The following is a 24,491-nucleotide window of genomic DNA, read 5'->3' on the forward strand; positions in this document are numbered from 1 at the left end:
TCGAGCAGCACCACGCCATCGCCATGCACCTGGGTCAGGAACACGGCCCGGGCCTGCGGCGTGTGGGCCTGCAGGGCCGCTTGCAAGGCCCGCCGGTTGGCCGCCACGGCGGCCGGGTCGTCGCCCACATGGGTGCCCAGGTTCAGGCTGTCATATGGCGGCAGGCTGAACCCGCCCGTGCGCGTGGTGCACAGCGCCCGCACGCCAGGCGGTGCGGGCCAGTCGGGCACCAGCCAGTCAGCACCCGCGGGCACGGGGGCGGCCATCAGGCGTCGCAGTCCGGGCAGGCCGAGGGCTGCGCCTGCTGAAACGCGGGCAGCGCCATGCAGGCCTCAAACGCCCCCATGGTGAGCGGCAAGCCGTCCAGGTTCACGTTGAAGCGCTGCGCGTTGAAGATCTGCGGCACCAGGCAGCAGTCGGCCAACGTGGGGGTGTCGCCCCAGCACAGCACCGACGGCGCCAGGCCCTGGGCCGCGCGCTCTTGCGCCAGCAGCGCGAGTTGCCGCTCGAAAGCCTCCAGCCCGCTGTGCACCCAGTGGTGGTACCAGGCGTTCTTGGCGTCCTCGTCCACCTTCAGGTCGCGCACCAGGTACTTGAGCACGCGCAGGTTGTTCAGCGGGTGGATCTCGCAGGCCACCATCTGCGCCAGCGCCCGCACACGGGCACGGGCCAGCGGCGTGGCGGGCAGCAAGGCGGGCATGGGGTGGGTTTCGTCCAGGTATTCGATGATGGCCATCGACTGCGACAGCGCTGTGCCCCCATCCGTCACCAGCGTGGGCACCAGGGCATCGCCGATGCGGCTGGCGTATTCCGGCGCCTTGTGCTCGCCCTTGACAAGGTGCACCGGCAGATAGTCGTAGGCCAGGCCCTTGATCTGCAGCGCGATGCGCACACGGAACGAGGCGGAGGAACGGAAGTAGTTGTAGAGCTGCATGGATTGAACCTGTCAGTGAATCGATGAACCGGTGGAGGGGCTGGAATGCACCCGATCAAATGCAAATCCGTATCAGTTTTTCATTCCGCCTTCGCGCCACCCGCAACCGATGAAACCGGCGCGGCCCACGCCAGCGCCCCCGCGCAAGGGCCGCCCCGCCGCGCTGGGGGCGTCCCCCTCCCGCGAAGCGAGAGAGGGGGAAGGCGCGAAGCGACTCAGGGGGTGTTTCACATCAGGCCCCCGAGGTGCCTGCGGGATCCTGGTGTTTGTAGACGACCTTGGACAGGATGGACATCAGATCGACGCGCTCTTGCGCATTGAGCGGGGCCATCAGCCGCTCTTGCACCCGCTGCGCGGCATCGCGCATCTGCAGGGCGGCCACCTCGCCTTCGGGCGTGATCCACAGGAGCTTGCGGCGGCGGTCGCGGGTGTCGGGCTCGCGGCGGATCCAGCCACGCTTTTCCAGCCGCCCGATGACCGAGCCCGAGGTGGCGGCATCAAACGCCACGCGCGCAGCGAGGGTGACCTGGTCTTCGCCCGGCTGGGCCAGCAGTTCGTGCAGGATGGCGAACTGCACAGGCGTCACGTCGAACCCGGCGGTTTCTTCCATGAAAAGCGCCACGGTCCGCTGGTGGGCGCGGCGCACCAGGTGGCCCGGCGTGTTGTGGAAATCGAAGCTCTTTGCCATGGATGCCAGTGTAGCGCCCACAGCAGGCGGCCCCCAGCCATGGCACACTGCCACGGGGTGCACACCACACCACCAGACCACCACCCAACGCGGCTTGCGCGCACCCGCTGGGGGCAACCCGCCCCGCCACCGGTTGGCGCAAGCCCTACCCATGAAAGACCGAAAGACATGAGCTACGTGTTTTCTCCCGCCCCCGTGGCCAGCGTGCCCGTGGTGGGCAGCGCAGACCGCTTCCCCGTGCACCGCATCTACTGCGTGGGCCGCAACTACGAAGAACACGCCAAGGAAATGGGCTTCACCGGCCGCGAGCCGCCCTTCTTCTTCATGAAGCCCGCCGATGCCATCGTGGTGGTCGATGCGGGCGAAACGGGCCAGCTGCCCTACCCCAGCCTCACGGCCAACCTGCACCACGAGATCGAACTGGTGGTCGCCATCGGCAAGGGCGGCAAGAACATCCAGGCGGCCGATGCACTGGGCCACATCTACGGCTACGCCGTGGGCCTGGACATGACGCGCCGCGACCTGCAGAACGACATGAAGAAGCAAGGCCGCCCCTGGTGCATCGGCAAGGGCTTTGACGCCAGCGCGCCCATCGGCCCCATCACCCCCGCCGCCCAGGCGGGCGACGTGGCCAACGCCGCCATCTGGCTGCAGGTCAATGGTGCCGACAAGCAGCGCAGCACCGTGGCCCAGCTGATCTGGAACATTGCCGAAACCATCGAGCACCTGTCGGCCGCCTGGGAGCTGCAGCCCGGCGACCTGATCTACACCGGCACGCCCGAAGGCGTGGGCGCCGTGGTGCGTGGCGACACGCTGGAGGGCGGCGTGGCCGGCCTCACCCCGCTGCGCCTGACCGTGGCGTGAGCGCAGACCACCGGGCGCCCCGCACCGCCCGGTGGAACTTTCGCTATGCTATTCATAGCTGCTTGCGCTTGCCACGCGTGCGCTATCGGCTGATTTGATTAAGAGCCCTTCTGCATGACCTACCGCAGCCCCATCCAACACTGCCGCGCCTGTGGCAACGCCGTGGTGTACCGCCTGCCCGACGACGGCGACACCAAACAGCGCGCCGTGTGCCCGGCCTGCAACACGGTGCACTACGAAAACCCGCTCAACGTGGTGGGCACGGTGCCCGCGCTGGCCGATGGCCGCATCCTGCTGTGCAAGCGCAACATCGAGCCGCGCTGGGGCAAATGGACGCTGCCAGCAGGCTTCATGGAACTGGACGAAACCACGTCCCAGGGCGCCGCGCGCGAGACCGATGAAGAAGCCGGCGCCCAGATCGAGATGGGCCCGCTGTTCAGCCTGCTCAACGTGCGCCGCGTGGGCCAGGTGCATCTGTTCTACCGCGCCACGCTGCTCAGCGACCAGTTCAACCCAGGGTTTGAAACCATCGAGGCGCGGCTGTTCACCGAAGACGAGGTGCCCTGGGACGAGATTGCCTTTCGCACCGTGAAAGAGACGCTGTTGGCCTACTTTGCCGACCGCCGGGCAGGCCGCTTCGGGCTGCACTGCATCGACATCGAGTAGCCCCTGGCACCGCGCGCCCTCAGCGCCGGCACCGTGAGATCCTGTTCAAAACCCTAGCCCGCTTGCGGCGACACGCCGGCAGGCTCGTCGGCATACGCCCGGGCAATGGCCTGAAACTCGGACGCATTGGCCAGGAAGGCATCAATCAGGGCCGGGTCGAAATGGCTGCCCCGGCCGGCAGCCACGATACCGACCGCTTCCTCGTGGGTCATGGCCTCTTTGTAGACCCGTTTGGTGATCAAGGCGTCGTACACATCGGCCACCGCCATCAGCCGGGCAGACAGGGGGATCGCATCCCCCGACAGCCCCAGCGGGTACCCGCTGCCGTCCCACTTTTCCTGGTGCGAATACGCGATCTCCTTGGCAATGCGCAGAAAGGGCACGGTCTTGCCCAGGCGCTGCTCGGCCGCCGCAATGGCATCCCGCCCCAGCGTGGTGTGGGTCTTCATGACCTCGAACTCCTGCGGCGTGAGCTTGCCCGGCTTGAGCAGAATGGCGTCGGGAATGCCCACCTTGCCAATATCGTGCAGTGGCGCGCTCTTGTAGAGCCACTCGATGGTCTGCTCATCCAGCTGCGCGGCGTAAGCGGGGTGATCGCGCAGCACGGAGGCCAGCAGGCGCACGTAGCGCTGGGTGCGCAGGATGTGGTTGCCGGTGTCGTTGTCGCGCGCCTCGGCCAACGACGCCAGCGCCAGCACGGTCACGTCCCGCACGTCGCGCACCTCCTGCGTGCGGCGTTCCACCTCCTCTTCCAGGTAGCTGGATTTGTCGCGCAGAAAGTCGGACGCCCCCTTGAGGGTGAGGTGCGTGTGCACGCGCGCCAGCAGCAGCGGCGGCACCACCGGCTTGGCGATGTAGTCCACCGCCCCCAGCGAAAAGCCAAGCGTCTCGTCCTCCATGTCGTGGCGCGAGGTCAGAAAGATCACCGGGATGTCGCGCGTGCGCGCATCGGCCTTGAGCCGGCGGCAGACCTCGTAGCCATCGGGCTCGGGCATCACCACGTCCAGCAGGATGAGGTCGGGCGGTGTCGCCAGGGCAATCTGCAGCGCGCGGTCACCGCTGGGCGCCACCCGCATGCGGTAGCGGTGGGCCAGCAGTTCGCTGATGAGCTGGAGGTTCTGCGGCGTGTCGTCCACCACCAGCACGGAGGGCCGCGAGGCCGCCGGCGCAAATTCATTCATGTCGATGCTCCTGATCCCGACCGCACGCGCCCTTCGGCCGCATTCAGCACTTCCAGCGCAGCCGGAAAGTCGAAGCCGCGCAGATGCAATTCAAACACCGCGAACTGCCCACCCAGCAGGGCCTGCAGCTCCCCGGCCCTGCGCTCCAGCAGCCGCCGGGCGCGCGGATCGTCCTGCGCCAGCCAGGCCCTGAGCAGCCCCGCAGCACGCTGCAGGCGCAAGGGGCTGGCGGCCCGGGCGCGGTGCGGCAGCCCCTGCGCAGGCCCCGGCAGGGCCGCCTGCAACTGGCCCACCAGCGACTGCAATTCGCGGGCCAGCCGCTCCTGGCCGCTCCAGTGCGCCGCGCCCTTGCGCGCCGATTGCTCGACGGCATTCGCATGAAACCGCAGCGCATCGGCGCCGATGTGGGCGGCCAGCCCTTTGAGGGTGTGGGCCAGGCGCTCGGCCAGGGGCCAGTCGCCACCGTGCATGGCTTCGGCCAACTGCGCCGCCGTGCCCGCCTGGCTGGCCGCAAACTCGCGCAGGGTGGCGATGTAGCGCTGGGGGCGGTCCAGCGCGTGGCGCAGGCCACTGCGCGTGTCCAGATCGGGGATGGCCTGCAGCCGCAGCATCAGGGCCTGCCTTTCGGCATCCAGCGGCGGCACCACCCATGGGAGCAGTGCGCCCCCGCCATCGGGGGCCCCGTCCGGCTTGCCGTCCGGAGCATCCTCGGCCGCAGCCAGAAAGCGCCGCAGCACCCGCCACAGGCTGGCAGGTTCGATGGGCTTGGCAATGAAGTCGTCCATGCCGGCCGCCTGGCAGCGCGCGCGGTCTTCTGCCAGCGCGTTGGCGGTCATCGCAACAATGGGCAGGCGGGCCAGCGCCGGCTGGGCCCGCAGGCGCCGGGCCGCCTCCAGCCCGTCCATTTCGGGCATCTGCATGTCCATCAGCACCAGGTCATAGTGCTGGCGTTGGGCCATCTCCACGCCGACACGGCCGTTGCCAGCGACCTCGACGGTGATACCGGCCTCGGCCAGCAACTCGGCCCCCACCTGCTGGTTCAGCGGATTGTCTTCCACCAGCAGCACGCGCCGCCCCTGCAGACCGAACGGAACCGCCTGCGGCGCCCCTTGCGCAGCCGGCATGTCGTCGGCAGCGGGTTCGCGCGCGTCGCCCGGCAGGGGCCGGTCGGCCAGCAGGCGCAGCAAGGTGTCGAACAGCGCGGACGCACCCACGGGCTTGAGCAGCACGTCCAGCGGGCCCAGCAGGTGGTGGTCCTGCTGCAGCCATTCCTCGCGTCCATGCGCCGTCACCAGCACGCCACGCGGCAGTTTGCGCAAGCCCAGGCCCTTCATGCGCTCCAGCGTCTGCAGGCCGTCCAGGCCCGGCATCTGCCAATCCACCAGGGCCACATCGAAGGCCCGCTGCCGGTGGTCGGCCTCCACCGCGGCCGCCAGCGCCGCTGCGCCAGACGGCACGGCCTCGGCGTCAAAGCCCATCTGCTCCAGCACGTGCAGCAGCACGGTGCGCGCACTTTCGTTGTCATCCACCACCAGCACCCGCCGCCCCAGCAGGTCGGCGTGCTGCGGCGGCTGGGGCCGCTGGGCCGCGGCCACGCCCAGGTCCACCGTGGCCCAGAACGTGGCGCCGGCGCCAGGCGCGCTCTCGACCCCAACCTGCCCCCCCATCAGCTCGACCAGCTTGCGCGTGATGGCCAGGCCCAGCCCGGTGCCGCCAAACTGGCGGGTGGTGGACGAATCGGCCTGCTCGAAGCTGCGGAACATGCGCTCCTGCTGTTCGGGCGCCAGCCCCACCCCGGTGTCGCGCACCAGAAAGCGCAGGCGCACCTGCTGGCCGCTGCGCGCCTCCACGCGCACGCTCACGCACACCTCGCCGCGCTCGGTGAACTTGATGGCGTTGTTGGTGTAGTTGATCAGCACCTGCCCGAGCCGCAGCGGGTCGCCGATCAGCCAGGGCGGCACATCCGGGGCCACGTCGTAGACCATCTCCAGGCCCTTGTCGCTGGCACGCTGCCCCAGCAGCCCGGCCAGGTTGTTGAGCAGCGCATCGAGTTCGAACTCGATGTGCTCCACCGTCATCTTGCCGGCCTCGATCTTGGAAAAGTCCAGGATGTCGTTGATGACGCCCAGCAGGTGCTGGCCCGAGCGCTGGATTTTTTCGAGGTAGTCGCGCTGGCGCGGCGTCAGGTCGGTCTTGAGGGCCAGGTGGCTCATGCCGATGACCGCGTTCATGGGCGTGCGGATCTCGTGGCTCATGTTGGCCATGAATTCGCTTTTGACCTGCGCCGCCTGCTCCGCCTGCAGGGTGGCGTCGCGCAGGGCCAGGGTCACGCGCTGCAGGTTCTCGCGCATGACCGCCAGGCGGCCCATGACGCTGCTGCCCTCCGTGCGCTCGCCCAGCTGGATGGGCGTGGCCAGATCGCCACTGGAGATGCGGCCGATGGCCTGGTGGACCTCGTCCACCGAGCCTCCCATGATGCGCTCCAGCCGGGCCACAAAGGTGTTGAAGCTGCGGGCGACCGCGTCAAACTCGAGGCTGTGGCTGCTGGGCAGCCGCAGCGAAAGGTCTGCGTCGGCCGAAGCGATGTGCTCCAGCGCATCGCGCACGGCAAACAGCGGGCGCAGCACCACCATGCGCAGGCCCACCAGCAGCACCAAAGCCACCAGCGCGTTGAGGGCCAGCATGACGGCCACCAGGCGCACCAGATCACGCCGCGCGTTGTCGCGGATGGTCTGGGTGCTGGCATGGATGCGCACAACGCCCAGGGGGTGCCGCGTCTGGCTCTCGGTGTAGCCCAGGCGCACGCTGCGTTCGATGTCGGCAGGTTCCTGCGCCGGGTTCCAGGGCTGGCCCGACGGCCGGGTGGAGGCCAGGTAGGTCGATTGCCCCTGCTCGTCGAGCACCTCGATGGCCAGCACATCGGCGCTTCCCAGCTCGGAATCGACGATGGTGCGCACCAGGTTGTTGTCAAAGCGCCAGAGCGCATCGGGCAGGTTGCGGGACAAGCGGGCCACGGCCGCATCCAGCTCGGTGTTCAGCTGCAGCAGCTTCTGCGCCCGGCTGTCCTGGTAGTTGTAGGCGCCGAAACTGCCCAGCACCAGCGACACCACCATGACCAGCAGCGCGATGAAGCGGTTTTGTATGGAGTTCATGAACCGGCCCCTGCAGGCTGCTTTGGGAGAAAGTGGGCCGCTTCAGTAGGCTCGGTAGGCTCAGTAGGGATAGTCGGCCCCCGCACGTTTGTAAATGGCCTTGAACGCCTCGGACTTGTGGAAACCCTCCATTTCCTCATCCCAGATGCGCCGCAAGTCCTCGCCCCGGGGGGTGTTGGCAAAGGCCAGGTACAGCCCCAGGTGCATCACGAAGGCCAGCTCAAAGTCGCGCATGTCGGCGCTGCGGGCCTTGATGTCGTCGGCAATGTCGGACTGCGCCCCGATGAAATAGTCGATGCGGCCGGCCTCCAGCATCTGCATGGCGCTCTGGATGGTGTCCACCTCGACGATCTTCACGGGCACGTTGAGGTACTTGTCCAGGCCGAAATCGCGCAGCCAGGCCACGCGCTTGTCACGCAGGTCGCCGCTGCCCCCGAAGCGGTAGCCCGGGCGCTTGCGGAACAGCGCCTGCTGCACATTGCGATCGAAGTGCCAGCGCGGATACAGCGCAAAGTCCTTCTCGTGCAGGAACGAAGCGACCCACGCATCGGCACGCTTGTCCCTGACCGCCTGCACCGTGCGCGCATAGGGATAGATGGTGATGCGCAGCTTGATCTTGCGCTGCGCATACACGGCTCGGATGAGGTCGAAATACAGGCCCGTGCCGTCCTTGCGCGTGAGGCCGTGCCAGGTGTCCGAAACCAGGTGGATGTCGGTCGCAGGGGCATCGGCCGCCACGGGCCAGGCCAGCGAAGACGCCATGCCCGCCATCAGTGCCCGGCGGGACCACAACGCCCGGCTGTCGCGCTCAACGCAAGCTCTCATGGCAACTCCCAGTGCGTCAGCGGCACCACCGGAACGCTGACAGCGATCAACACTGTTTTGAAAAGGGGCGACTGTGCTGCAATTTGTTGCAATTGTAGTAACCCGGGAGGGTTGCACAAGTAGCAACAACCATGCATTGCTGTGCCTGTGGCGGGCAAGCCCACGGGGGGCTTTTTACCGACGCGTGGCGGTGAAGAAAGGGGGCTGGGCTATCCCCCCACCCGCTCTTCCGCCGGCACGGGCGGCGCCACGGCAGGCACGGGGTCGCGGGTGACGGGCGGCAGGCCGTCGGTGCCGGGGCGCGGCGCGGCGGGGGTTTGCGGATCGCTGCGGAACAGGCCGCGAAGCCACTCCCGCATGCTCCCCAGCGATCCGTCGGTGGGCGGCGGCACTGCATCCGTGAACTCGTCCACAAACCGCTCCTGGCCGTTAACCACCCGGGTGCGGATCGCCTGCTGCATGAACTCGCCGACCATGGGCAAGGCACTGCGTGCGCCCTGCCCCCAGTAGTCGCTGCGCAGCGTGATGCGGCCATCGTTGAAGCCCGCCCAGGCACCGGCCACCACACGTGGGCTCATCAGGATGAACCAGCCGTCGGTGTTGTCCTGCGTGGTGCCGGTCTTGCCCGCCACATCGGCCTCGATGCCGTAGCGAGAACGGATGGCCGCGCCCGTGCCCCGGTCCACCCCCCCCCGCATCGTGTTGCGCAGCGTCTGGGCGGCGCGGCCGTCGAACACCACCTCGGGCGTGGACGCAGCGAAGGTCTCCAGCACCTTGCCGTGCCGGTCCTCGATGCGGGTGATCATCACCGGCTCCACATAGCGCCCCAGGTTCACGATAGAGCTGTAGGCCGTGATCATCTCCTTGAGCGTGACCGGGCTGGTGCCCAGCGCCAGGGACGGCACCGCCTCCAGCGGCGATTGCCGCACGCCCAGCGCGCGCGCCACCTCGGCCACGCGGGCCGGGCCCACCTGCTGCATGACCTGCGCGGTGATGGTGTTCTTGGAGAACGCCAGGCCGTCGGCCAGCGTCATGGGCTCGTCGCTGGGCGGCTTGCCGTCGGTGGGGCGCCACACGCGGCCGCCGCCCAGGGGGATTTCCACCGCGGAATCCATCAGCGTGTCGTCGGGCGATGCGCCATTGGCAAACGCGGCGCCATACACAAAGGGCTTGAACGTGGAGCCGGGCTGGCGCCGCGCGGCCTGCACATGGTCGAACGGGTCCTGCGCAAAATCGCGGCTGCCCACCCAGGCCAGCACATGGCCCGTGACCGGGTCCTGCGCCAGGAAACCGGCCTGCACCCGCGTCTTCTCGGCACGCAGCTTGTGCATGAAGGCAGTGTCGGCCAGCAGCGCCGTCTGAGCGTCTTCGGGCGTCTCGCCCTTGTCCACGGCGGCGCGGTATTCGGCGCTTTCGCGCACCAGGGCCTGCACCAGATCGCTCTGGGGCCCCCAGCCGTTGCGCTGGGACCAGGCCGCATCGGCCACCCCCTGCAGCTGGCGCCCCTGGCGGGCCACAGCCTGGTTGGCGATGGCCTGCAGGCGCGAGTCGATGGTGGTGCGGATCACCAGGCCATCGGAGTACAGGTTGTAGCCATTGCTGTCGGCCCAGGCGATGAGCTGCTTGCGCAGCTGCAGCGCGAAATGCGGTGCCGGCCCCATGACCTCGGTCTGGCGCTCGAAGTTGACGCGCAGCGGGCGCTTTTGCAGGGCCTCCAGCTGCTTCTGGTCGAGCTTGCCGCGCTTGACCATCTGCGCCAGCACCGTGTTGCGCCGGGCCTGGGCACGCTCGGGGTTGAGCACCGGGTTGTAATAGGCCGTGCCTTTGAGCATGCCGATCAGCGTGGCGCTTTCCAGCACATTGAGCTTGTCGGCCGACTTGTCGAAATAGGTACGCGCGGCCATCTCGATGCCCACCGCGTTGTACAGAAACGGCACGGTGTTGAGGTAGGTCTCCAGGATCTCGTCCTTGGTGTACGAGGCCTCAATCTTGAGCGCAGTGATCGCCTCCTTGAGCTTGCGCGTGAGCGTGCGCGAGCGGCCGATCTCCTCAGGGAACAGGTTGCGCGCCAGCTGCTGCGTGATGGTGGAGCCCCCCTGCGGGTCGCCGCGCAGCGTCAGCACCACCGACGACGCCGTGCGCCGCCAGTCCAGCCCAAAGTGGTCATAGAAACGGTGGTCTTCCGTCGCAATGAGCGCATTCACGACGTTGGGCGAGATCTGGTGCAGCTCCATCCACTCGCGGTTGGCCCAGCGGTATTCGGCCAGCAGCTTGTTGTCGGCCGACATGAGCTGCGCCGGCAGCTCGCTCTTGGCCTTGCGGATGTCGCTGATGGACGGCGTGAAGGGCACCAGGGCCAGGGTGAAGGCCAGCAGGCCCAGGGGCGCCGCCACGGCGGCCCACAGCAACGCACGCCGAACGGGCCGGGGCATCCAGGCCAGCAGGCCCGCCACACGGGCCTGGAAAGAAATCAGCAGCTTGTGCATCAATGGATCGCCAAGGGATTGCAAACGAAGCGCCGCCGGTTCAACCGGCCGCTTCGGGTGCGTCAAAAAAGGGACAGATCATGCCGGAAGGCAGGCATGGGTGAAAAAACGGGTTCGGGCGTTGCGCCAACGCCCCTCAGATCCCCTGGCCCGACAACAGTTCCAGCATGCCCGCCTCGTCCAGCACGGGCACGCCCAGTTCCCGGGCCTTGGCCAGCTTGCTACCAGCCTCTTCGCCCGCCACCACATAGCTGGTTTTCTTGCTGACCGAGCCAGCCACCTTGGCGCCAGCGGCTTCGAGCATGTCCTTGGCCGCGTCGCGGCTCAGGGTGGGCAAGGTGCCGGTCAACACCACCGTCTTGCCCGCCAGGATCTGCGGCGCACGTTCGGCCACGGGGCCTTCGGGCCAGGTCACGCCGCAGGCGCGCAGTTGCTCGACCACCTCGCGGTTGTGCGGCTGGGCAAAGAAGGTGTGCAGGCTTTGCGCCACCACCGGGCCCACGTCGTTCACCTCCAGCAACTGCTCCACGCTGGCGTCCATGATGGCGTCCAGCGTGCCAAAGTGCCGTGCCAAGTCCTTGGCCGTGGCCTCGCCCACATGGCGCAGCCCCAGACCGAACAAAAAGCGCGGCAAGGTGGTCTGCTTGGATTTTTCGAGCGCAGCCAACACGTTCTGCGCCGATTTCTCGGCCATGCGCTCCAGCGCGATGAGGGATGTGAGGCCCAGCCGGTACAGATCGGGCAGCGTGCGAATCACGTTGGCGTCCACCAGCTGGTCCACCAGCTTGTCGCCCAGGCCCTCTATGTCCATGGCGCGGCGCGCGGCAAAGTGCAGGATCGCTTCCTTGCGCTGCGCTGCGCAAAACAGGCCGCCGGTGCAGCGGTGGTTGGCCTCGCCCTTTTCGCGCACCACGGCGCTGCCGCAGACGGGGCAGGCCTTGGGCATCTGGAAGTTGGGCACGTAACCCGTGCGCTTGCCTGGCATCACGCCCACCACTTCGGGGATCACATCGCCCGCACGGCGCACGATCACGGTGTCGCCCACGCGCACGCCCTTCTTGCGGATCTCGAACAGGTTGTGCAGCGTGGCATTGGTGACGGTGACGCCACCCACAAACACCGGCGCCAAGCGTGCAACCGGCGTGATCTTGCCGGTGCGGCCCACCTGCACATCAATGCCTTCGATCCTGGTGGCCATCTCCTGCGCCGGGTACTTGTGCGCCACGGCCCAGCGCGGTTCGCGGGTCTTGAAGCCCAGGTCGCGCTGCAGATCGAGCCGGTTGACCTTGTAGACCACGCCGTCGATGTCGTACGGCAGCGCATCGCGGCTGGCGCCCACCTGCTGGTGAAACGCTACCAATTCCGTAGCACCTACCGCAACCTGCACCTGCGCTGCGACCGGAAAACCCCATGCTTTCAGCGTCTGCAGCATCTCGAAATGCGTGCGGAACACGGGCCCGCCCTCGGCAGGCGGTGTGATGGCCCCCAGGCCATAGGCAAAAAAGCTCAGGGGCCGCTGGGCGGTGATGCTGGAGTCGAGCTGGCGCACCGCGCCCGCAGCCGCATTGCGCGGGTTCACAAAGGTTTTTCCGCCCTGCTCCCGCTGGCGCTCGTTCAGCGCGTCGAAATCGGCCCGGCGCATGTAGACCTCGCCGCGCACTTCGAGCAAAGAAGGCACGCCGTCGGGCAAGGTCAGCGGAATCTGCCGGATGGTGCGGATGTTGTGCGTCACATCCTCCCCCACCTCGCCATCGCCGCGCGTGGCGGCCTGCACCAGGCGGCCGTTTTCGTAGCGCAGGCTCATGGCCAAGCCGTCGAACTTGGGCTCGGCCACGTATTCGATGGCAGGGTCGGCATCGGTCAGGCCCAGCTCGCGCCGCACGCGCGCATCAAACGCCTGCGCGCCCGTGGCCTCGGTGTCGGTTTCGGTGTGGATGCTGAGCATGGGCACCGTGTGGCGCACGGGGGCCAGGCCTTCCATCACCGCGCCAATCACGCGCTGCGTGGGTGAGTCGGGGGTAACCAGATCAGGGTGCGCGGCTTCCAGCGCCTGCAACTCGCGGAACACGCGGTCGTACTCGGCGTCGGGCACGGTGGGCTCGTCCAGCACGTAATACTGGTGGGCCCAGTGGTTGAGCTGGTCGCGCAGTGCTTTGATTTTGATAGCTGGTTGCGCAATATCTGCGGGCACCGGGGCCGAAAAAAGGTCCAAATTGTCGGTCATTGCCGCACCAGCGCTCAACTGAACAGCCGCCGCGCCAGCACCGACCCCGCCGACAGATCCCGCCCATCCAGCTGGTCATACAGCAGCTCCAGGTCGCCCGCGATCGGGTCCATCGCCATGGCGGGCAGCGGGGTGCCGTTCTGGTCGCACAACACACCGTCCATGGCCTGGCACAGGGCGGCGGCCACGTCGCGCAGGCGGGCAAAGGGTTGCTCGGTGCGGTGCACCTGGGCCACATCCAAGCTCAGCGTGATGTCGCGAATAGCGGATTGGTCCGGGTCTTCGGCGAGAGCAGCCTGGGTGTCGTAGCCCAGCGTGAGCAACGGCGGCAGGCCCTGGGTGCTGGCAGGCAGTACCAGGCGGCCGGGCATGGCACCAGGCACAAAGCCCAGACGGGCGGCGTTCTGCTGCACGTAGCCAGGGCTCCAGGCGGCCTGGCGGGCGCGCAGCATGAACATGAGCTGGGCGTCGTGGTCGCTGGCGAACTGGTCCAGCTCGCGGGCACGGGCCACTTCCTGCAGCATGTCGGGGAAGTCGGGGGCGGCGTTGATGGTGTCGGCAAAGGCCTGGGCCTTGACGACGAATTCAGAAAACTCGATCTCGTTGAGCGCACCCATGCGGTTGGCCAGCTGCACGCCGGCCTGGAAGCTCTGGTAGCGCTGGCCGGGGGCCGGGGTCTCCCACTGCTGGGTGGCTTCGTTCAGGCCTTCGATGGCAAAGGGCTTGCTGCCCGCGCGGCGCGTGGGCGGCAGCGCCGCCAGGGCGGCGTCGCCCGAGACCACATGCTCGGGCTGCAGGGCGGCCATCACGTCGATGAGCGGGTCCAGCCCCGGGCGGCGCTCCAGCGAGAACGGGGGCACGGGCAGTTGCAGGGCATCGCCCATGTCCACCGTGTGCTCCGAGGGCTCGGGGCCCCGGTCCAGCCCATGGAACTCGCCGGGCGGCAGGGCGGCAGCGCCCGCATCAAAGCCTGGCTCCAGGCGCTGGGTGGGCTCGGCGGCGTGGTCAGGGTGCTCTTGCGGCAGGGCGCGCTTGGGCGCGTTGCGGCGCGAGGTCCAGGTGTTGTAGGCCACGATCAGGGCCAGCACCAGGCCACCGATGATGGCCAGACTCAATTGCAATGTGCTCATGTTTGAATCAATGGGTTCAAGCGTCCACCATCGTCAGGGCCGATTCCATGTCCACCGCCACGATGCGCGACACGCCCTGCTCCTGCATGGTCACGCCGATCAGTTGCTCGGCCATTTCCATCGCGATCTTGTTGTGGCTGATGAACAGGAACTGCGTGCCCTTGCTCATGCTGGACACCAGCTTGGCATAACGCTCGGTGTTGGCGTCGTCCAGCGGCGCGTCCACCTCGTCCAGCAGGCAGAACGGCGCGGGGTTGAGCTGGAAGATCGCAAACACCAGCGCGATGGCCGTGAGCGCCTTCTCGCCGCCCGACAGCAGGTGGATGGTCTGGTTCTTCTTGCCCGGGGGCTGGGCCATCACCTGCACGCCGGAGTCGAGGATTTCGTCGCCCGTGATGATGAGCTTGGCCTGGCCGCCGCCGAACAGCTCGGGGAACATGCGGCCAAAGTGTGCGTTGACGGTGTCGAAGGTGCCCGAGAGCAGTTGGCGCGTTTCGCCGTCGATCTTGCGGATCGCGTCTTCCAGCGTGTTCATGGCCTCGGTCAGGTCGGCCGTTTGCGCATCGAGGAACACCTTGCGCTCGCTGGCGAGCTTGAGTTCGTCCAGCGCCGCCAGGTTGACCGCGCCCAGGGCCGCGATTTCACGGTGCAGGCGGTCGATTTCGCCTTGCAGGCCCCCCACGCGCACGTTGCCGTCCGCAATGGACTGGGCCACGGCTTCAAGGTCGGCCTGGGCGTCGGCCAGCAGGGTGGTGTACTGCTCCAGGCCCAGGCGCGCGGCCTGCTCCTTGAGCTGGAACTCGGTGATGCGCGCGCGCAGCGGGTCGAGCGCGCGTTCGAGCTGCATGCGGCGCTCGTCGCTGGCGCGCAGCTTGGTGGTGAGGTCGTCGTATTCGCTGCGCTGGGCACCCAAGGCCTTTTCGCGCTCCATCTTCACATCCAGCGCGGCCTGCAGGCCACCTTGCGCGGCGGCGTCGGACAGGCGGGCCAGCTCGCCCTGCGCGCGCTGCTCTTCGTCGGCCAGGGCCTTGGCCTGTTGCGTGGCGGTTTCGATGGAGCGGTTGAGTTCGCCCCGGCGCGCCTCCAGGCTGCGCTGCGAGAAGGTGGCCTCCTGCGCCTGGCGCTCCAGCGTGCGCTGCTGTTCGCGGCAGGCGGTGAGCTTGCGCTCGGCCTCGATCACCTTGTCGCCCAGTTGGGCTTCGCGCTCCTGGCTGTCGGCCAGTTGCATGTCCAGCTCTTCAAACCGCGCCTCGGCGGCCACGCGGCGCTCCTGCAGGTCGGCCAGTTGGGCCTCCACCTCGGCCAGGTCGCCGTCGATCTGCTGGCTGCGCGCGCGGGTCTGTTCGGCCAGTTGCGTGAGGCGCAGGGTTTCGACCTGCAGCTCGTGGGCGCGGCCCTGGGTTTCGGTGGCTTCGCGGCGCGCGGACACCAGGCGCTGCGAGGCGTCGGCATAGGCCGCCTCGGCGCGGACCAGGGCGGTGCGGGATTCTTCGGCGATCAGGGCCTGGGCGCGCAGTTCCTTCTCGAGGTGCTCGATCTCTTGTGCGCGGGCCAGCATGCCCGACTGCTCGGAGTCTTGCGCGTAAAAGCTCACGCTGTGGGCGCTGACGGCATGGCCCGTGGGCACAAACACCATTTCACCGGGCTGCAGCTGGCTGCGGCGGGCCAGGGCGTCGTCCAGCGTGGGGGCCGTATAGCAGCCCTGCAACCAGTCGATGAGCACGGCGCGCAAACCGGCGTCATGAAGGCGCAGCAGGTCGGACAGGCGGGCGTGGGACGAGGGGGTTTCGGGGTGGCCTGCAGCGGGGGCGCTGTAGAAGGCCAGCCGCGCGGGCGGTGCATCGGTGCCGCCGGAGCCAAGGAAGCCCCGCACCATGTCCAGGCGCCCGACTTCCAGCGCCGCCAGGCGCTCGCGCAGCGCGGCTTCGAGCGCGTTTTCCCAGCCGGGTTCGATGTGGATGCGGCTCCACAGGCCTTGCAGGCCGTCCAGGCCATGCTTGGCCAGCCAGGGGCGCAGCTTGCCGTCGGTCTTGACCTTTTCCTGCAGGGCCTTGAGCGCTTCCATGCGGGCGGACAACTCGGCCTGGCGCGCACTTTCGGTGTTCACGGCCTGCTGGCGGGTGCGGCGGTCATCATCCAGCTGGGGCACGGACTCCTGCAGCTCGTGCAGGCGGGCCTCGGTGGTTTCGGCAATCTCTTGCGCCTCTTCCAGTTGCTCGCGCAGGTTGGTCAGGCGGGCCTCGTCGGGCGCGGCCAGCGCGTTGCGGTCGGTGCGCAGGCGCTCAAAGCGGGTATCGAGTTGGCGGCTTTGTTCGTCAAAGCTGCGCTGCTCGGCGGCCAGCACGCCGATCTGCTGCTGCACCTGCACCACGCTGCTGCGCTGCTCGGCGGTGCGGCTTTGGGCCTGGCGCAGGGCGTCTTCCAGGTCGGGCAGCTGCATGGCTTGTTCTTCGACCTGGGCGGCCAGCAGTTCGGCACGCTCTTCGGCGTCCACGCCCGCACCGGCCAGGTTCTCCAGCTCCACGTCGGCATCTTCCTTGCGGGCTTGCCATTGGGCGATTTGCTCGGCCAGTTGCACCAGGCGCTGCTCCACGCGCTGGCGGCCTTCGACCACGTAGCGGATCTCGGCTTCGAGCTTGCCGACCTCGGCCGTGGCTTCGTAGAGCTTGCCCTGGGCCTGGTTGACCTGGTCGCCCGCGGCGTAATGGGCCTGGCGGATGGTTTCGAGGTCGGACTCGACGGCGCGCAGGTCGGCCATGCGCGATTCGAGGTCGTTCACGGCCTGCAGGCCATCGAGGCGCACCTTGGCCTGGTCGGCCTCGGCGTCGGCACGCTTCAGGAACCACAGCTGGTGCTGCTTGAGCGTGGCATCGGCGTGCAGGGTGTTGTATTTGGCGGCCACCTCGGCCTGCTTTTCGAGCTTTTCGAGGTTGGCGTTCAGCTCGCGCAGGATATCTTCGACCCGGGTGAGGTTCTCACGCGTGTCGTGCAGGCGGTTTTCGGTTTCGCGGCGGCGCTCCTTGTATTTGGAGACGCCGGCGGCCTCTTCGAGGAACAGGCGCAGCTCCTCAGGGCGGCTTTCGATGATGCGGCTGATGGTGCCCTGGCCGATGATGGCGTAGGCACGCGGGCCCAGGCCCGTGCCCAGGAACACGTCCTGCACGTCACGGCGGCGCACGGGCTGGTTGTTGAGGTAGTAGCTGCTGGTGCCGTCGCGCGTAAGCACGCGCCGCACCGCGACCTCGCCGTACTGGCCCCACTGGCCGCCCGCGCGGTGGTCGGAGTTGTCGAACACCAGCTCCACGCTGGCACGGCTGGCCTGCTTGCGGGTGGTGGTGCCGCTGAAGATCACGTCCTGCATGCTCTCGCCGCGCAGCTCGCTGGCCTTGCTCTCGCCCAGCACCCAGCGCACCGCGTCCATGATGTTGGACTTGCCGCAGCCGTTGGGGCCCACCACGCCGACCAGTTGCCCGGGCAGCATGAAGTTGGTGGGTTCAGCGAACGACTTGAAACCGGAAAGCTTGATCGAGGTAAGACGCACGGGTCAGAGGGCGGGCAAAAATGGGCGGGACGGAGGGCAAAGTGGCGCCGGACGGGCGTTCCGGGCGGGGAATTCGCAGGCGACTGCAATGGCGGAATGATACCGCGCCGCCTGCCGGCCCCCGCCCCCCGGCGGGCGGGCATGGGCCCCTCGCCGGGGCCGGGAGGACACATTCGGTTAAAACAGGCTCTATGGTGCTACCAACAAGCCCAAGCAGCTATCAATTTTGACAACCCTGCCTGGCAGCGCCCCCACAGGGTTCAGGCCTTCGGCGCACCGGGGCCGTTGGTACTGCGCACCAGGGCCTCAAACTCGGCCACCGGCACGGGAGGGCTGAGCAGGTAGCCCTGCCAGGCATGGCAGTGGTTGCGCTCCAGAAACTCGCGCTGCGCCTCGGTCTCCACCCCTTCGGCAATCACGCGCAGGCCCAGGCTGGTGCCCAGGGCCACCACGGTGCGGGCGATGGCGGCGTCGTTGGGGTCGGTGAGCACATCGCGCACAAAGCTCTGGTCGATCTTGAGCTGGTCCAGCGGCAGGCGCTTGAGGTAGGACAGCGACGAATAGCCGGTGCCGAAGTCGTCCAGCGAAAAGCCCACGCCGTAGCCCTTGAGCTGGCCCATCTTGTCGATGGTGTCCTCCACGTCTTCCAGCAGCAGGCCTTCGGTCATCTCCAGCTTGAGCTGGCGCCCATCGGTGCCGGCCCCGGCCAGGGCTGCCAGCACCTGGGCCACGAAACCGCTTTGGTGGAACTGGCGCGGGCTCACGTTGACGGCCAGGCTCAGGGGGGCCAGCTCGGGCTGCAGGGCCCATGAGGCCAGGCACTGGCAGGCCGTCTTCAGCACCCATTCGCCCAGCGGCAGGATGAGCCCGGTCTCTTCGGCCAGCGGAATGAACTGGGCGGGCGAGACAAAACCATCGCGCGGGTGGCGCCAGCGCAGCAGGGCCTCGGCACCAATGATGCGGCCCTGGTCGATCTGGGGCTGGTAGTACAGCTCGAACTGCCCCTGGGCCAGCCCGGCGCGCATGTCCAGCTCCAGGGCCGCCCGCGCACTCACGGCGGCCTGCATTCCAGGGTCGTAGAAGCGCAGGGTGTCGCGGCCGGCGTCCTTGGCCTGGTAGAGCGCCAGGTCCGCGCGCTTGAGCAAGTCGTCCGCCGTCTCGTGCATGCCGCTGAAGACCGTGATGCCCATGCTCAGCGAGCTGTGGTGGGTGTCGCCATCGAGCAGGTAGGGCTCGCGCAGCGCGGCCAGAATGCGCTGGCCCATTTCTTCACCGCGCGCCGCAGCCTCTTCGGGGCTGCTGCCCAGGTCTTCGAGCACCACCACGAATTCATCACCGCCCTGGCGGGCCACGGTGTCGTCCTCGTGCACGCAACTGCGCAGCCGGTGCGCCACCTGCAACAGCAGGGTGTCGCCCCGTTCGTGGCCCCGGGTTTCGTTGAGGGTCTTGAAGTTGTCCAGGTCCAGCATCAGCAAGGCGCCGCTGCGGTGGTGGCGCGCACTGGTGGCCAGCGCCTGTTGCAGCCGGTCCATCAGCAGCCGCCGGTTGGGCAGGCGGGTGAGCGGGTCGTAATAGGCCAGGGTGTTGATCTCTTCCTCGGCCGCCTTGTGCTGGCTCAGGTCCTGCATGGTGATGAGGCGCCCACCATCGACAAAGATCCCCGAGATCTCCACGGGCTTGAGTTTTCCGTCCGCGCACAGGATGGTGTACTCCGCCGCCGGAATCACGCTCTTGCCCAGAAAATCCGCCAGATTCTTGCGCGTGGCCCCGCGCTCGATGGGGTCGGGGTATGCGCGCACCCACCAGGTATCCACATCAGGCACCTCTTCTGCGGTGTAGCCACAGATCTGCACATAACGCTCGTTGCAAAAGCTGATGAAGCCATCGTCCTGCACCAGGCACAGGCCCATGGGCAGGCGCTCCAGGATGCTGCGCAGGCGCTGCTCGTTGGCGCGCAGGGTTTCCTCCATGCGCTTGCGCGAGGTGATGTCCTGCACCACCGCGATGTGGTGGCCAGGAGCCGCCCCACGCACCCACATGGGCGATACCGTGAGGTCGCCCCACACCACATGTCCGTCCTTGTGGATGTAGCGCTTTTCCAGGCGGTATTCCGGGATTTCGCCTGCCTTGAGGCGCTCCAGCTGAACCAGGTCTTCGGCCAGGTCCTCCGGGTGGGTCAGGCCCTGGAAAGTCAGGCCCAGCATCTCCTTGGCGCTGTAGCCCACGATGTCCGCATACCGCTGGTTGACGCGCAGGAACTGGCCGGTGTGGGTGTCCAGCAGGGCCACGCCCACCGTGGCCTGGTTGAACAGCGCGCGGAACCGATCCTCACTTTCGCGCCGCGCATCGTCGGACACCTGGGCGCGCACCAGGGCCAGGGTGCGCTGGCGCACCAGCAGCCCCACCGTGGACGCCAGCAGCAGCGAGACCAGCGCCCCGGCCAGTCCTGCCAGCAGCGGCAGGCGGGACTCGGCAGGGGTCAGAAACGAGCGGGTGGGATGGAAGGTGAGCTGCCAGCGCCGGTCATGCACCACCAGATCCCGCACCAGGGGTTTGGCCCCTGGCAGGCTGGGCGAGGTCTGTTCCAGCAGCGGGCGCACCAGGGTGTCACCAACATCCACGCGCACCGTGCCCAGGTCGGCCATCGACACCGCAATGCCATTGAGAAAACCCTGGCCGCCCAGCCCCTGCACCAGGTCATACACCCGGATGGTGGACGCCACAGCCCCGACGAAGCGCAGCTCGGCCGTGCCGGCCGTGGGGTCGAACACCGGCACGCGGATCACGACGCCCTGGCGGTACTTGTCCTCCTGGATCAAGTCGAACGGCGCCGACACCACCGTCTGGCCGCTGTCGCGGCTGTAGCGCATGGCGGCCAGGTTGGCGGGCTGTGCACTGATGTCGAGGCCCAGCACGCTCTCGTTGCCCACCATGGGCCACAGGTACTCGGCCACGAAGTACTCGGCCCGCTCACCCGGCGGGTGGATCTTGAAGTCAGGAAAACCATCGGGCGACAGCGATTTGTCCGCCCGCACGCGCGCCTCGTAGGCCACGCGCTCGCTGCCCGGCACCCAGCGCGTAAACGCCAGGTTGCGCACACCCGGGTAGCGCTGCCCTACCTCCATCTCGCTGGCGGCGCGTTCAAAGTCCAGGCGGGACAGGTGCGGGTTGGCGGTGAACAAGCCTCGCAGGCCATTGACCACTTCGGTGTGGCCGGCAAGGCGCTGGCCCAGGGCCTCGGAGAAGGCCCGGGTCTCCTGGGTGAAGCGGGCTTGCTCGATCTGCGCCATCGAATCCGCCTGGTGCCACCCCAGCCACAGGCTCAGCGCAAGCCCCAGCACAGCCACGGCCAAGCCCGACAGCCAGTGCCTGTAGCGGCCCGGCGGCACCGGGCCGGCGGGATGGGGGGAGCCGAGGGGAGTCAGAAGAGCGCCTTTGCCTTTGCATCGCCGGCCAGACATCCGGCCGGACCACGGTGAATGAGCGCAGGATAGCGGCAATCCCGGCCCGTCGGAACCAACATTCTGTTACCGCCCATTATTTAAGAAAAAAATGCCACCAGCGCAACAGTGCCATGCGCCACAAGCTATGAAATGATGAGCATCTTTCATGACCGGCGGGTCGCGGCGGGCGGTGCCGCCACCGGGTACGGGGCAAAGCGGCTGTGGTTCTCGTTCACGTCCAGCGCCCGCCCGATGGGCGGGAACGCGCGCTGGGGGCAGGCATCGCGCTCGCACACCTTGCAGCCCATGCCGATCGGCACGGCAGCCTCGGGGTTGGCCAGGTCCAGCCCCCTTGAATACACCAGCTGCGCCGCATGCCGGATGTCGCAGCCCAGCGCCACCGAGAACTCCTTGCCCGGCACCCCCCACCCGCCCCCGCCCCGCGCCACGGTGCGCGCCACCCACAGGTAGGCCCGGCCATCGGGCATGCGCGCCACCTGCGGCACGGTGCGGCCCGGCTGGGCAAAGGCCTCGTACACATTCCACAGCGGGCAGGTGCCGCCGATCTTGCTGAAGTGAAAGTGTGTGGCCGACTGCCGCTTGCTGATGTTGCCCGCCCGGTCCACCCGGATGAAGAAAAAGGGCACGCCGCGCGCACTGGGCCGCTGCAGCGTGGACAGGCGGTGGCACACGGTTTCGAAGCCCACGCCAAACTGGTGGCCCAGCCGGTCGATGTCGTAGTGCGCCGCTTCGGCCGCCCGCAAAAAGGCGGTGTAGGGCAGCACCAGCGCGCCCGCAAAGTAGTTGGCCAGGCCAATGCGCGCCAGCGCCCGGGCCTGGTCGCTCGCCAGCCCCGCGCCATCGGCCATGCGCTGCAGCTCGGCGCCCTGCTCCAAAAAAGCCAGCTGCGTGGCCATCTGAAACGCACGCTGCCCCCTCTCCAGCCCCGCCGCCAGCTGCAGCAGCCCGGCCTCGGCCTGGAACACACGCTGCGCCTGCCCTGGCAGGTCGGCCACGTCCACCACGCGCACGCCATGGGCCTGCCGCAGCCGCTGCGCCAGTCCCTCGTCGGCGCGGCCTGGCTGCAGGCCCCAGTCGGCCGCGCACTGCTCGGCGGCGTCGTCCAGCTCGGCAATGTGGTTCTGGCGGGCAAAGAAGAAGTCACGCACCTCCTCGTAGGCCATGGGCGGGTGGCTGGGCAGCGGGGCCTGGCCACTGCGGTCATCGCCCAGGCCCCATTGCGTGTTGAGGCTGCCCAGGGCCTCCAGCCGCTCCAGCGCCTGGCGGTGGCGTTGGTGCAGGGCCAGCAGCGTGCGGGCCACGGCAGGCATGCCAGCGGCCAGCTCGCGGATCTCGGCCAGCGAGACGGCGTCGCCCGCGCCCTCCCCGGCCAACCCTGCAGGCAGATCGGCCAGCACCTCGCGCAGGCCGGTGATGAGGCGCGCCTCGTCGTCGTCCGAAAAGCGCTGCACGTCCACACCGAACACGGCGTTGATCTTGAGCAACACGGGCACCGTGAGCGGGCGCTGGTTCTGCTCCAGCTGGTTGAGGTAGCTGGCCGACAGGTCCAGCGCACGCGCCAGCGCCACCTGGGTCATGCCGCGTTCTTCGCGCAGGCGGCGCAGGCGCACGCCCATGAAGGTTTTTTTCATTGTTTCTTTCGTTGCAGGGCGGCGCGCACGATTCTCAATCTTCGCAAGATTTGCAAATCACCACCACCCTCTTCGCAATCATTCGCCAATTCAGCCCTTATCGAGGGAAGCCATTGTGCGTAAATTGCGAAGCATGACAACCCCCAACAGCACCGTCGAGTTGACGGAGATCGTGTTCCCCGCAGAGGCCAACCACTACGGCACGCTGTTTGGCGGCAACGCCCTGCAGCTCATGGCCAAGGCGGCGTTTCTGGCGGCACGTGGTGCCGCACAGCGCGACGTGGTGATGGCGGGCGTGACGGATGTGCGCTTTCTGGCCCCCGTGCCCGTGGGCCATGTGCTCACGCTGCGCGCCTGGGTCAGCCGCATCGGGCGCAGCTCGCTCACCGTGTGCGTGACCGGCCTGGCCGCCACGCTGGGCTCGCCCCAGGACGAGGTGCTGAAGGGGATTTTTGACATGGTGGCGGTGGATGCCAAAGGCCGCCCCGTTGCCATCACCAACGCCTATGTAAACCAGGAGACCGCATGACCACCACCACCGCAGACACCCCGGGCTTCAAGCCCAAGAAATCCGTTGCGCTCTCGGGCGTCACGGCCGGCAACACCGCCCTGTGCACCGTGGGCCGCACGGGCAACGACCTGCACTACCGGGGCTACGACATCCTCGACATCGCCGAGGTCTGCGAGTTTGAGGAGATTGCCCACCTGCTGGTGCACGGCAAGCTACCGACACGCGCCGAGCTGCGCGCCTACAAGGCCAAGCTCAAGGCCCTGCGTGGCCTGCCGATGAGTGTGAAGCAGGCGCTGGAGCAACTGCCCGCCGCCAGCCACCCCATGGACGTGATGCGCACCGGCGTGTCGGCCCTGGGCTGCGCGCTGCCCGAAAAAGACGACCACAACCTGCCCGGAGCGCGCGACATTGCCGACCGGCTCATGGCGTCGCTCGGTTCCATGCTGCTGTACTGGCACCACTGGGCCAGCTCGGGCCGCCGCATCAAGGTGGAGACGGATGACGACTCCATCGGCGCACACTTCCTGCACCTGCTGCACGGCACCCCACCCAGCGCCGCCTGGGAGCGCGCCATGCACACCTCGCTCAACCTGTATGCCGAGCACGAGTTCAACGCCAGCACCTTCACCGCCCGCGTGGTGGCCGGCACGGGCAGCGACATGTATTCGGCCATCACCGGCGCCATCGGCGCGCTGCGCGGGCCCAAGCATGGTGGTGCAAATGAAGTGGCGTTTGAAATTCAGAAGCGCTATGACTCGCCCGATGAGGCCGAGGCCGACATCCGCCGCCGTGTGGAGGCCAAGGAGGTGGTCATTGGCTTCGGCCACCCGGTCTACACCGTGAGCGACCCGCGCAACGTCGTCATCAAGGGCGTAGCCCGCAGCCTGTCGCAAGACGCGGGCAGCACCAAGATGTTTGACATCGCCGAGCGGCTGGAGACGGTGATGTGGGAGGTGAAAAACATGTTCCCCAACCTCGACTGGTTCAGCGCCGTGAGCTACCACATGATGGGCGTGCCCACGGCCATGTTCACGCCTTTGTTTGTGATCGCGCGCACCAGCGGCTGGGCTGCGCACATCATCGAGCAGCGCATTGACAACAAGATCATCCGGCCCAGCGCGAACTACACCGGGCCCGAAGACCTGGCGTTCGTGCCGATCCAGGACCGCAAATAAAACCCAACGACCGAAGCCC

The 24,491-nt window shown here is 67.9% G+C and carries 16 protein-coding genes; 4 read left to right on the forward strand and 12 right to left on the reverse strand.

Annotated elements, in window-relative coordinates; translation table 11 throughout:
* The 3 genes from DBV10_RS21075 to DBV10_RS21085 form a co-directional block, all read right to left on the reverse strand.
* On the reverse strand, positions 1–266 hold a 266-nt coding region (locus DBV10_RS21075; protein ID WP_199740217.1), incomplete at its 3' end, for a laccase domain-containing protein.
* Positions 266–934: a maleylacetoacetate isomerase gene (gene maiA, locus DBV10_RS21080; protein ID WP_124515520.1), complete on the reverse strand. Its 669-nt coding sequence runs from the start codon at positions 932–934 to the stop codon at positions 266–268. The genes DBV10_RS21075 and maiA, both read right to left, overlap by 1 nt.
* A gap of 232 nt (positions 935–1,166) precedes the next feature.
* Positions 1,167–1,622, reverse strand: coding sequence for a MarR family winged helix-turn-helix transcriptional regulator (locus DBV10_RS21085; RefSeq protein WP_124515521.1), 456 nt, complete (start codon positions 1,620–1,622; stop codon positions 1,167–1,169).
* 168 nt (positions 1,623–1,790) lie between these two features.
* On the opposite strand from DBV10_RS21085, the gene DBV10_RS21090 reads away from it, so the two are divergent.
* Positions 1,791–2,486: a fumarylacetoacetate hydrolase family protein gene (locus DBV10_RS21090; RefSeq protein ID WP_124515522.1), complete on the forward strand. Its 696-nt coding sequence runs from the start codon at positions 1,791–1,793 to the stop codon at positions 2,484–2,486.
* Positions 2,487–2,600: 114 nt separating this feature from the next.
* Positions 2,601–3,152 (forward strand): NUDIX hydrolase, encoded by a 552-nt coding sequence (locus DBV10_RS21095; RefSeq protein WP_124515523.1) that lies wholly within the window; start codon positions 2,601–2,603, stop codon positions 3,150–3,152.
* Between the two features lie 53 nt (positions 3,153–3,205).
* Here the strand turns inward: DBV10_RS21095 and DBV10_RS21100 are convergent, their stop codons facing one another.
* The 9 genes from DBV10_RS21100 to DBV10_RS21140 all read right to left on the reverse strand — a co-directional run bounded on the left by DBV10_RS21100 (position 3,206) and on the right by DBV10_RS21140 (position 22,786).
* Positions 3,206–4,333 carry a two-component system response regulator gene (locus DBV10_RS21100; RefSeq protein ID WP_124515524.1) on the reverse strand — a complete coding sequence of 376 codons (1,128 nt, stop codon included), beginning with the start codon at positions 4,331–4,333 and terminating at the stop codon, positions 3,206–3,208.
* Positions 4,330–7,485: a response regulator gene (locus tag DBV10_RS21105; RefSeq protein WP_124515525.1), complete on the reverse strand. Its 3,156-nt coding sequence runs from the start codon at positions 7,483–7,485 to the stop codon at positions 4,330–4,332. The genes DBV10_RS21100 and DBV10_RS21105 overlap by 4 nt, the downstream gene beginning before the upstream one ends.
* A 60-nt stretch (positions 7,486–7,545) precedes the next feature.
* On the reverse strand, positions 7,546–8,310 hold the full coding sequence (locus DBV10_RS21110) for an ABC transporter substrate-binding protein (protein WP_124515526.1): 765 nt from the start codon (positions 8,308–8,310) through the stop codon (positions 7,546–7,548).
* Positions 8,311–8,519: 209 nt separating this feature from the next.
* Entirely contained in the window at positions 8,520–10,796 is a 2,277-nt protein-coding gene (locus DBV10_RS21115) for a penicillin-binding protein 1A (RefSeq protein ID WP_124515527.1), read from the reverse strand.
* A gap of 136 nt (positions 10,797–10,932) precedes the next feature.
* The gene (gene ligA, locus DBV10_RS21120; protein ID WP_124515528.1) at positions 10,933–13,020 is read right to left on the reverse strand and encodes an NAD-dependent DNA ligase LigA; all 2,088 of its coding nucleotides are present in this window, start codon (positions 13,018–13,020) and stop codon (positions 10,933–10,935) included.
* 14 nt (positions 13,021–13,034) lie between these two features.
* Entirely contained in the window at positions 13,035–14,150 is a 1,116-nt protein-coding gene (locus DBV10_RS21125; protein WP_124515529.1) for a cell division protein FtsZ, read from the reverse strand.
* A 16-nt stretch (positions 14,151–14,166) separates the two neighbouring features.
* On the reverse strand, positions 14,167–17,691 hold the full coding sequence (gene smc, locus DBV10_RS21130; RefSeq protein WP_124515530.1) for a chromosome segregation protein SMC: 3,525 nt from the start codon (positions 17,689–17,691) through the stop codon (positions 14,167–14,169).
* Positions 17,692–17,951: 260 nt separating this feature from the next.
* A complete protein-coding gene (locus DBV10_RS21135; protein ID WP_124515531.1) occupies positions 17,952–21,152 on the reverse strand; it encodes an EAL domain-containing protein in 3,201 nt (1,066 codons plus the stop codon).
* Positions 21,153–21,298: 146 nt separating this feature from the next.
* Entirely contained in the window at positions 21,299–22,786 is a 1,488-nt protein-coding gene (locus DBV10_RS21140; protein WP_124515532.1) for a short-chain fatty acyl-CoA regulator family protein, read from the reverse strand.
* A gap of 133 nt (positions 22,787–22,919) precedes the next feature.
* On the opposite strand from DBV10_RS21140, the gene DBV10_RS21145 reads away from it, so the two are divergent.
* Together DBV10_RS21145 and prpC are read left to right on the forward strand one after the other, a co-directional pair.
* The gene (locus DBV10_RS21145; RefSeq protein ID WP_124515533.1) at positions 22,920–23,315 is read left to right on the forward strand and encodes an acyl-CoA thioesterase; all 396 of its coding nucleotides are present in this window, start codon (positions 22,920–22,922) and stop codon (positions 23,313–23,315) included.
* Positions 23,312–24,472, forward strand: a complete 1,161-nt coding sequence (gene prpC / locus DBV10_RS21150; RefSeq protein WP_124515534.1) for a 2-methylcitrate synthase — start codon at positions 23,312–23,314, stop codon at positions 24,470–24,472. Before DBV10_RS21145 ends, prpC begins: the two co-directional genes overlap by 4 nt.
* The last annotated feature ends 19 nt before the right edge of the window (positions 24,473–24,491 follow it).

The sequence above is a fragment of the Acidovorax sp. FJL06 genome, assembly GCF_003852545.1.
GTDB lineage: Bacteria > Pseudomonadota > Gammaproteobacteria > Burkholderiales > Burkholderiaceae_C > Acidovorax.

Excerpts from the sequence above, each read along its gene's own strand:
- maiA (WP_124515520.1), bottom strand. The coding sequence starts at position 934 with ATGCAGCTCTACAACTACTTCCGTTCCTCCGCCTCGTTCCGTGTGCGC.
- DBV10_RS21085 (WP_124515521.1), bottom strand. The coding sequence starts at position 1,622 with ATGGCAAAGAGCTTCGATTTCCACAACACGCCGGGCCACCTGGTGCGC.
- DBV10_RS21090 (WP_124515522.1), top strand. The coding sequence starts at position 1,791 with ATGAGCTACGTGTTTTCTCCCGCCCCCGTGGCCAGCGTGCCCGTGGTG.
- DBV10_RS21095 (WP_124515523.1), top strand. The coding sequence starts at position 2,601 with ATGACCTACCGCAGCCCCATCCAACACTGCCGCGCCTGTGGCAACGCC.
- DBV10_RS21100 (WP_124515524.1), bottom strand. The coding sequence starts at position 4,333 with ATGAATGAATTTGCGCCGGCGGCCTCGCGGCCCTCCGTGCTGGTGGTG.
- DBV10_RS21105 (WP_124515525.1), bottom strand. The coding sequence starts at position 7,485 with ATGAACTCCATACAAAACCGCTTCATCGCGCTGCTGGTCATGGTGGTG.
- DBV10_RS21110 (WP_124515526.1), bottom strand. The coding sequence starts at position 8,310 with ATGAGAGCTTGCGTTGAGCGCGACAGCCGGGCGTTGTGGTCCCGCCGG.
- DBV10_RS21115 (WP_124515527.1), bottom strand. The coding sequence starts at position 10,796 with ATGCACAAGCTGCTGATTTCTTTCCAGGCCCGTGTGGCGGGCCTGCTG.
- ligA (WP_124515528.1), bottom strand. The coding sequence starts at position 13,020 with ATGACCGACAATTTGGACCTTTTTTCGGCCCCGGTGCCCGCAGATATT.
- DBV10_RS21125 (WP_124515529.1), bottom strand. The coding sequence starts at position 14,150 with ATGAGCACATTGCAATTGAGTCTGGCCATCATCGGTGGCCTGGTGCTG.
- DBV10_RS21135 (WP_124515531.1), bottom strand. The coding sequence starts at position 21,152 with ATGTCTGGCCGGCGATGCAAAGGCAAAGGCGCTCTTCTGACTCCCCTC.
- DBV10_RS21140 (WP_124515532.1), bottom strand. The coding sequence starts at position 22,786 with ATGAAAAAAACCTTCATGGGCGTGCGCCTGCGCCGCCTGCGCGAAGAA.
- DBV10_RS21145 (WP_124515533.1), top strand. The coding sequence starts at position 22,920 with ATGACAACCCCCAACAGCACCGTCGAGTTGACGGAGATCGTGTTCCCC.
- prpC (WP_124515534.1), top strand. The coding sequence starts at position 23,312 with ATGACCACCACCACCGCAGACACCCCGGGCTTCAAGCCCAAGAAATCC.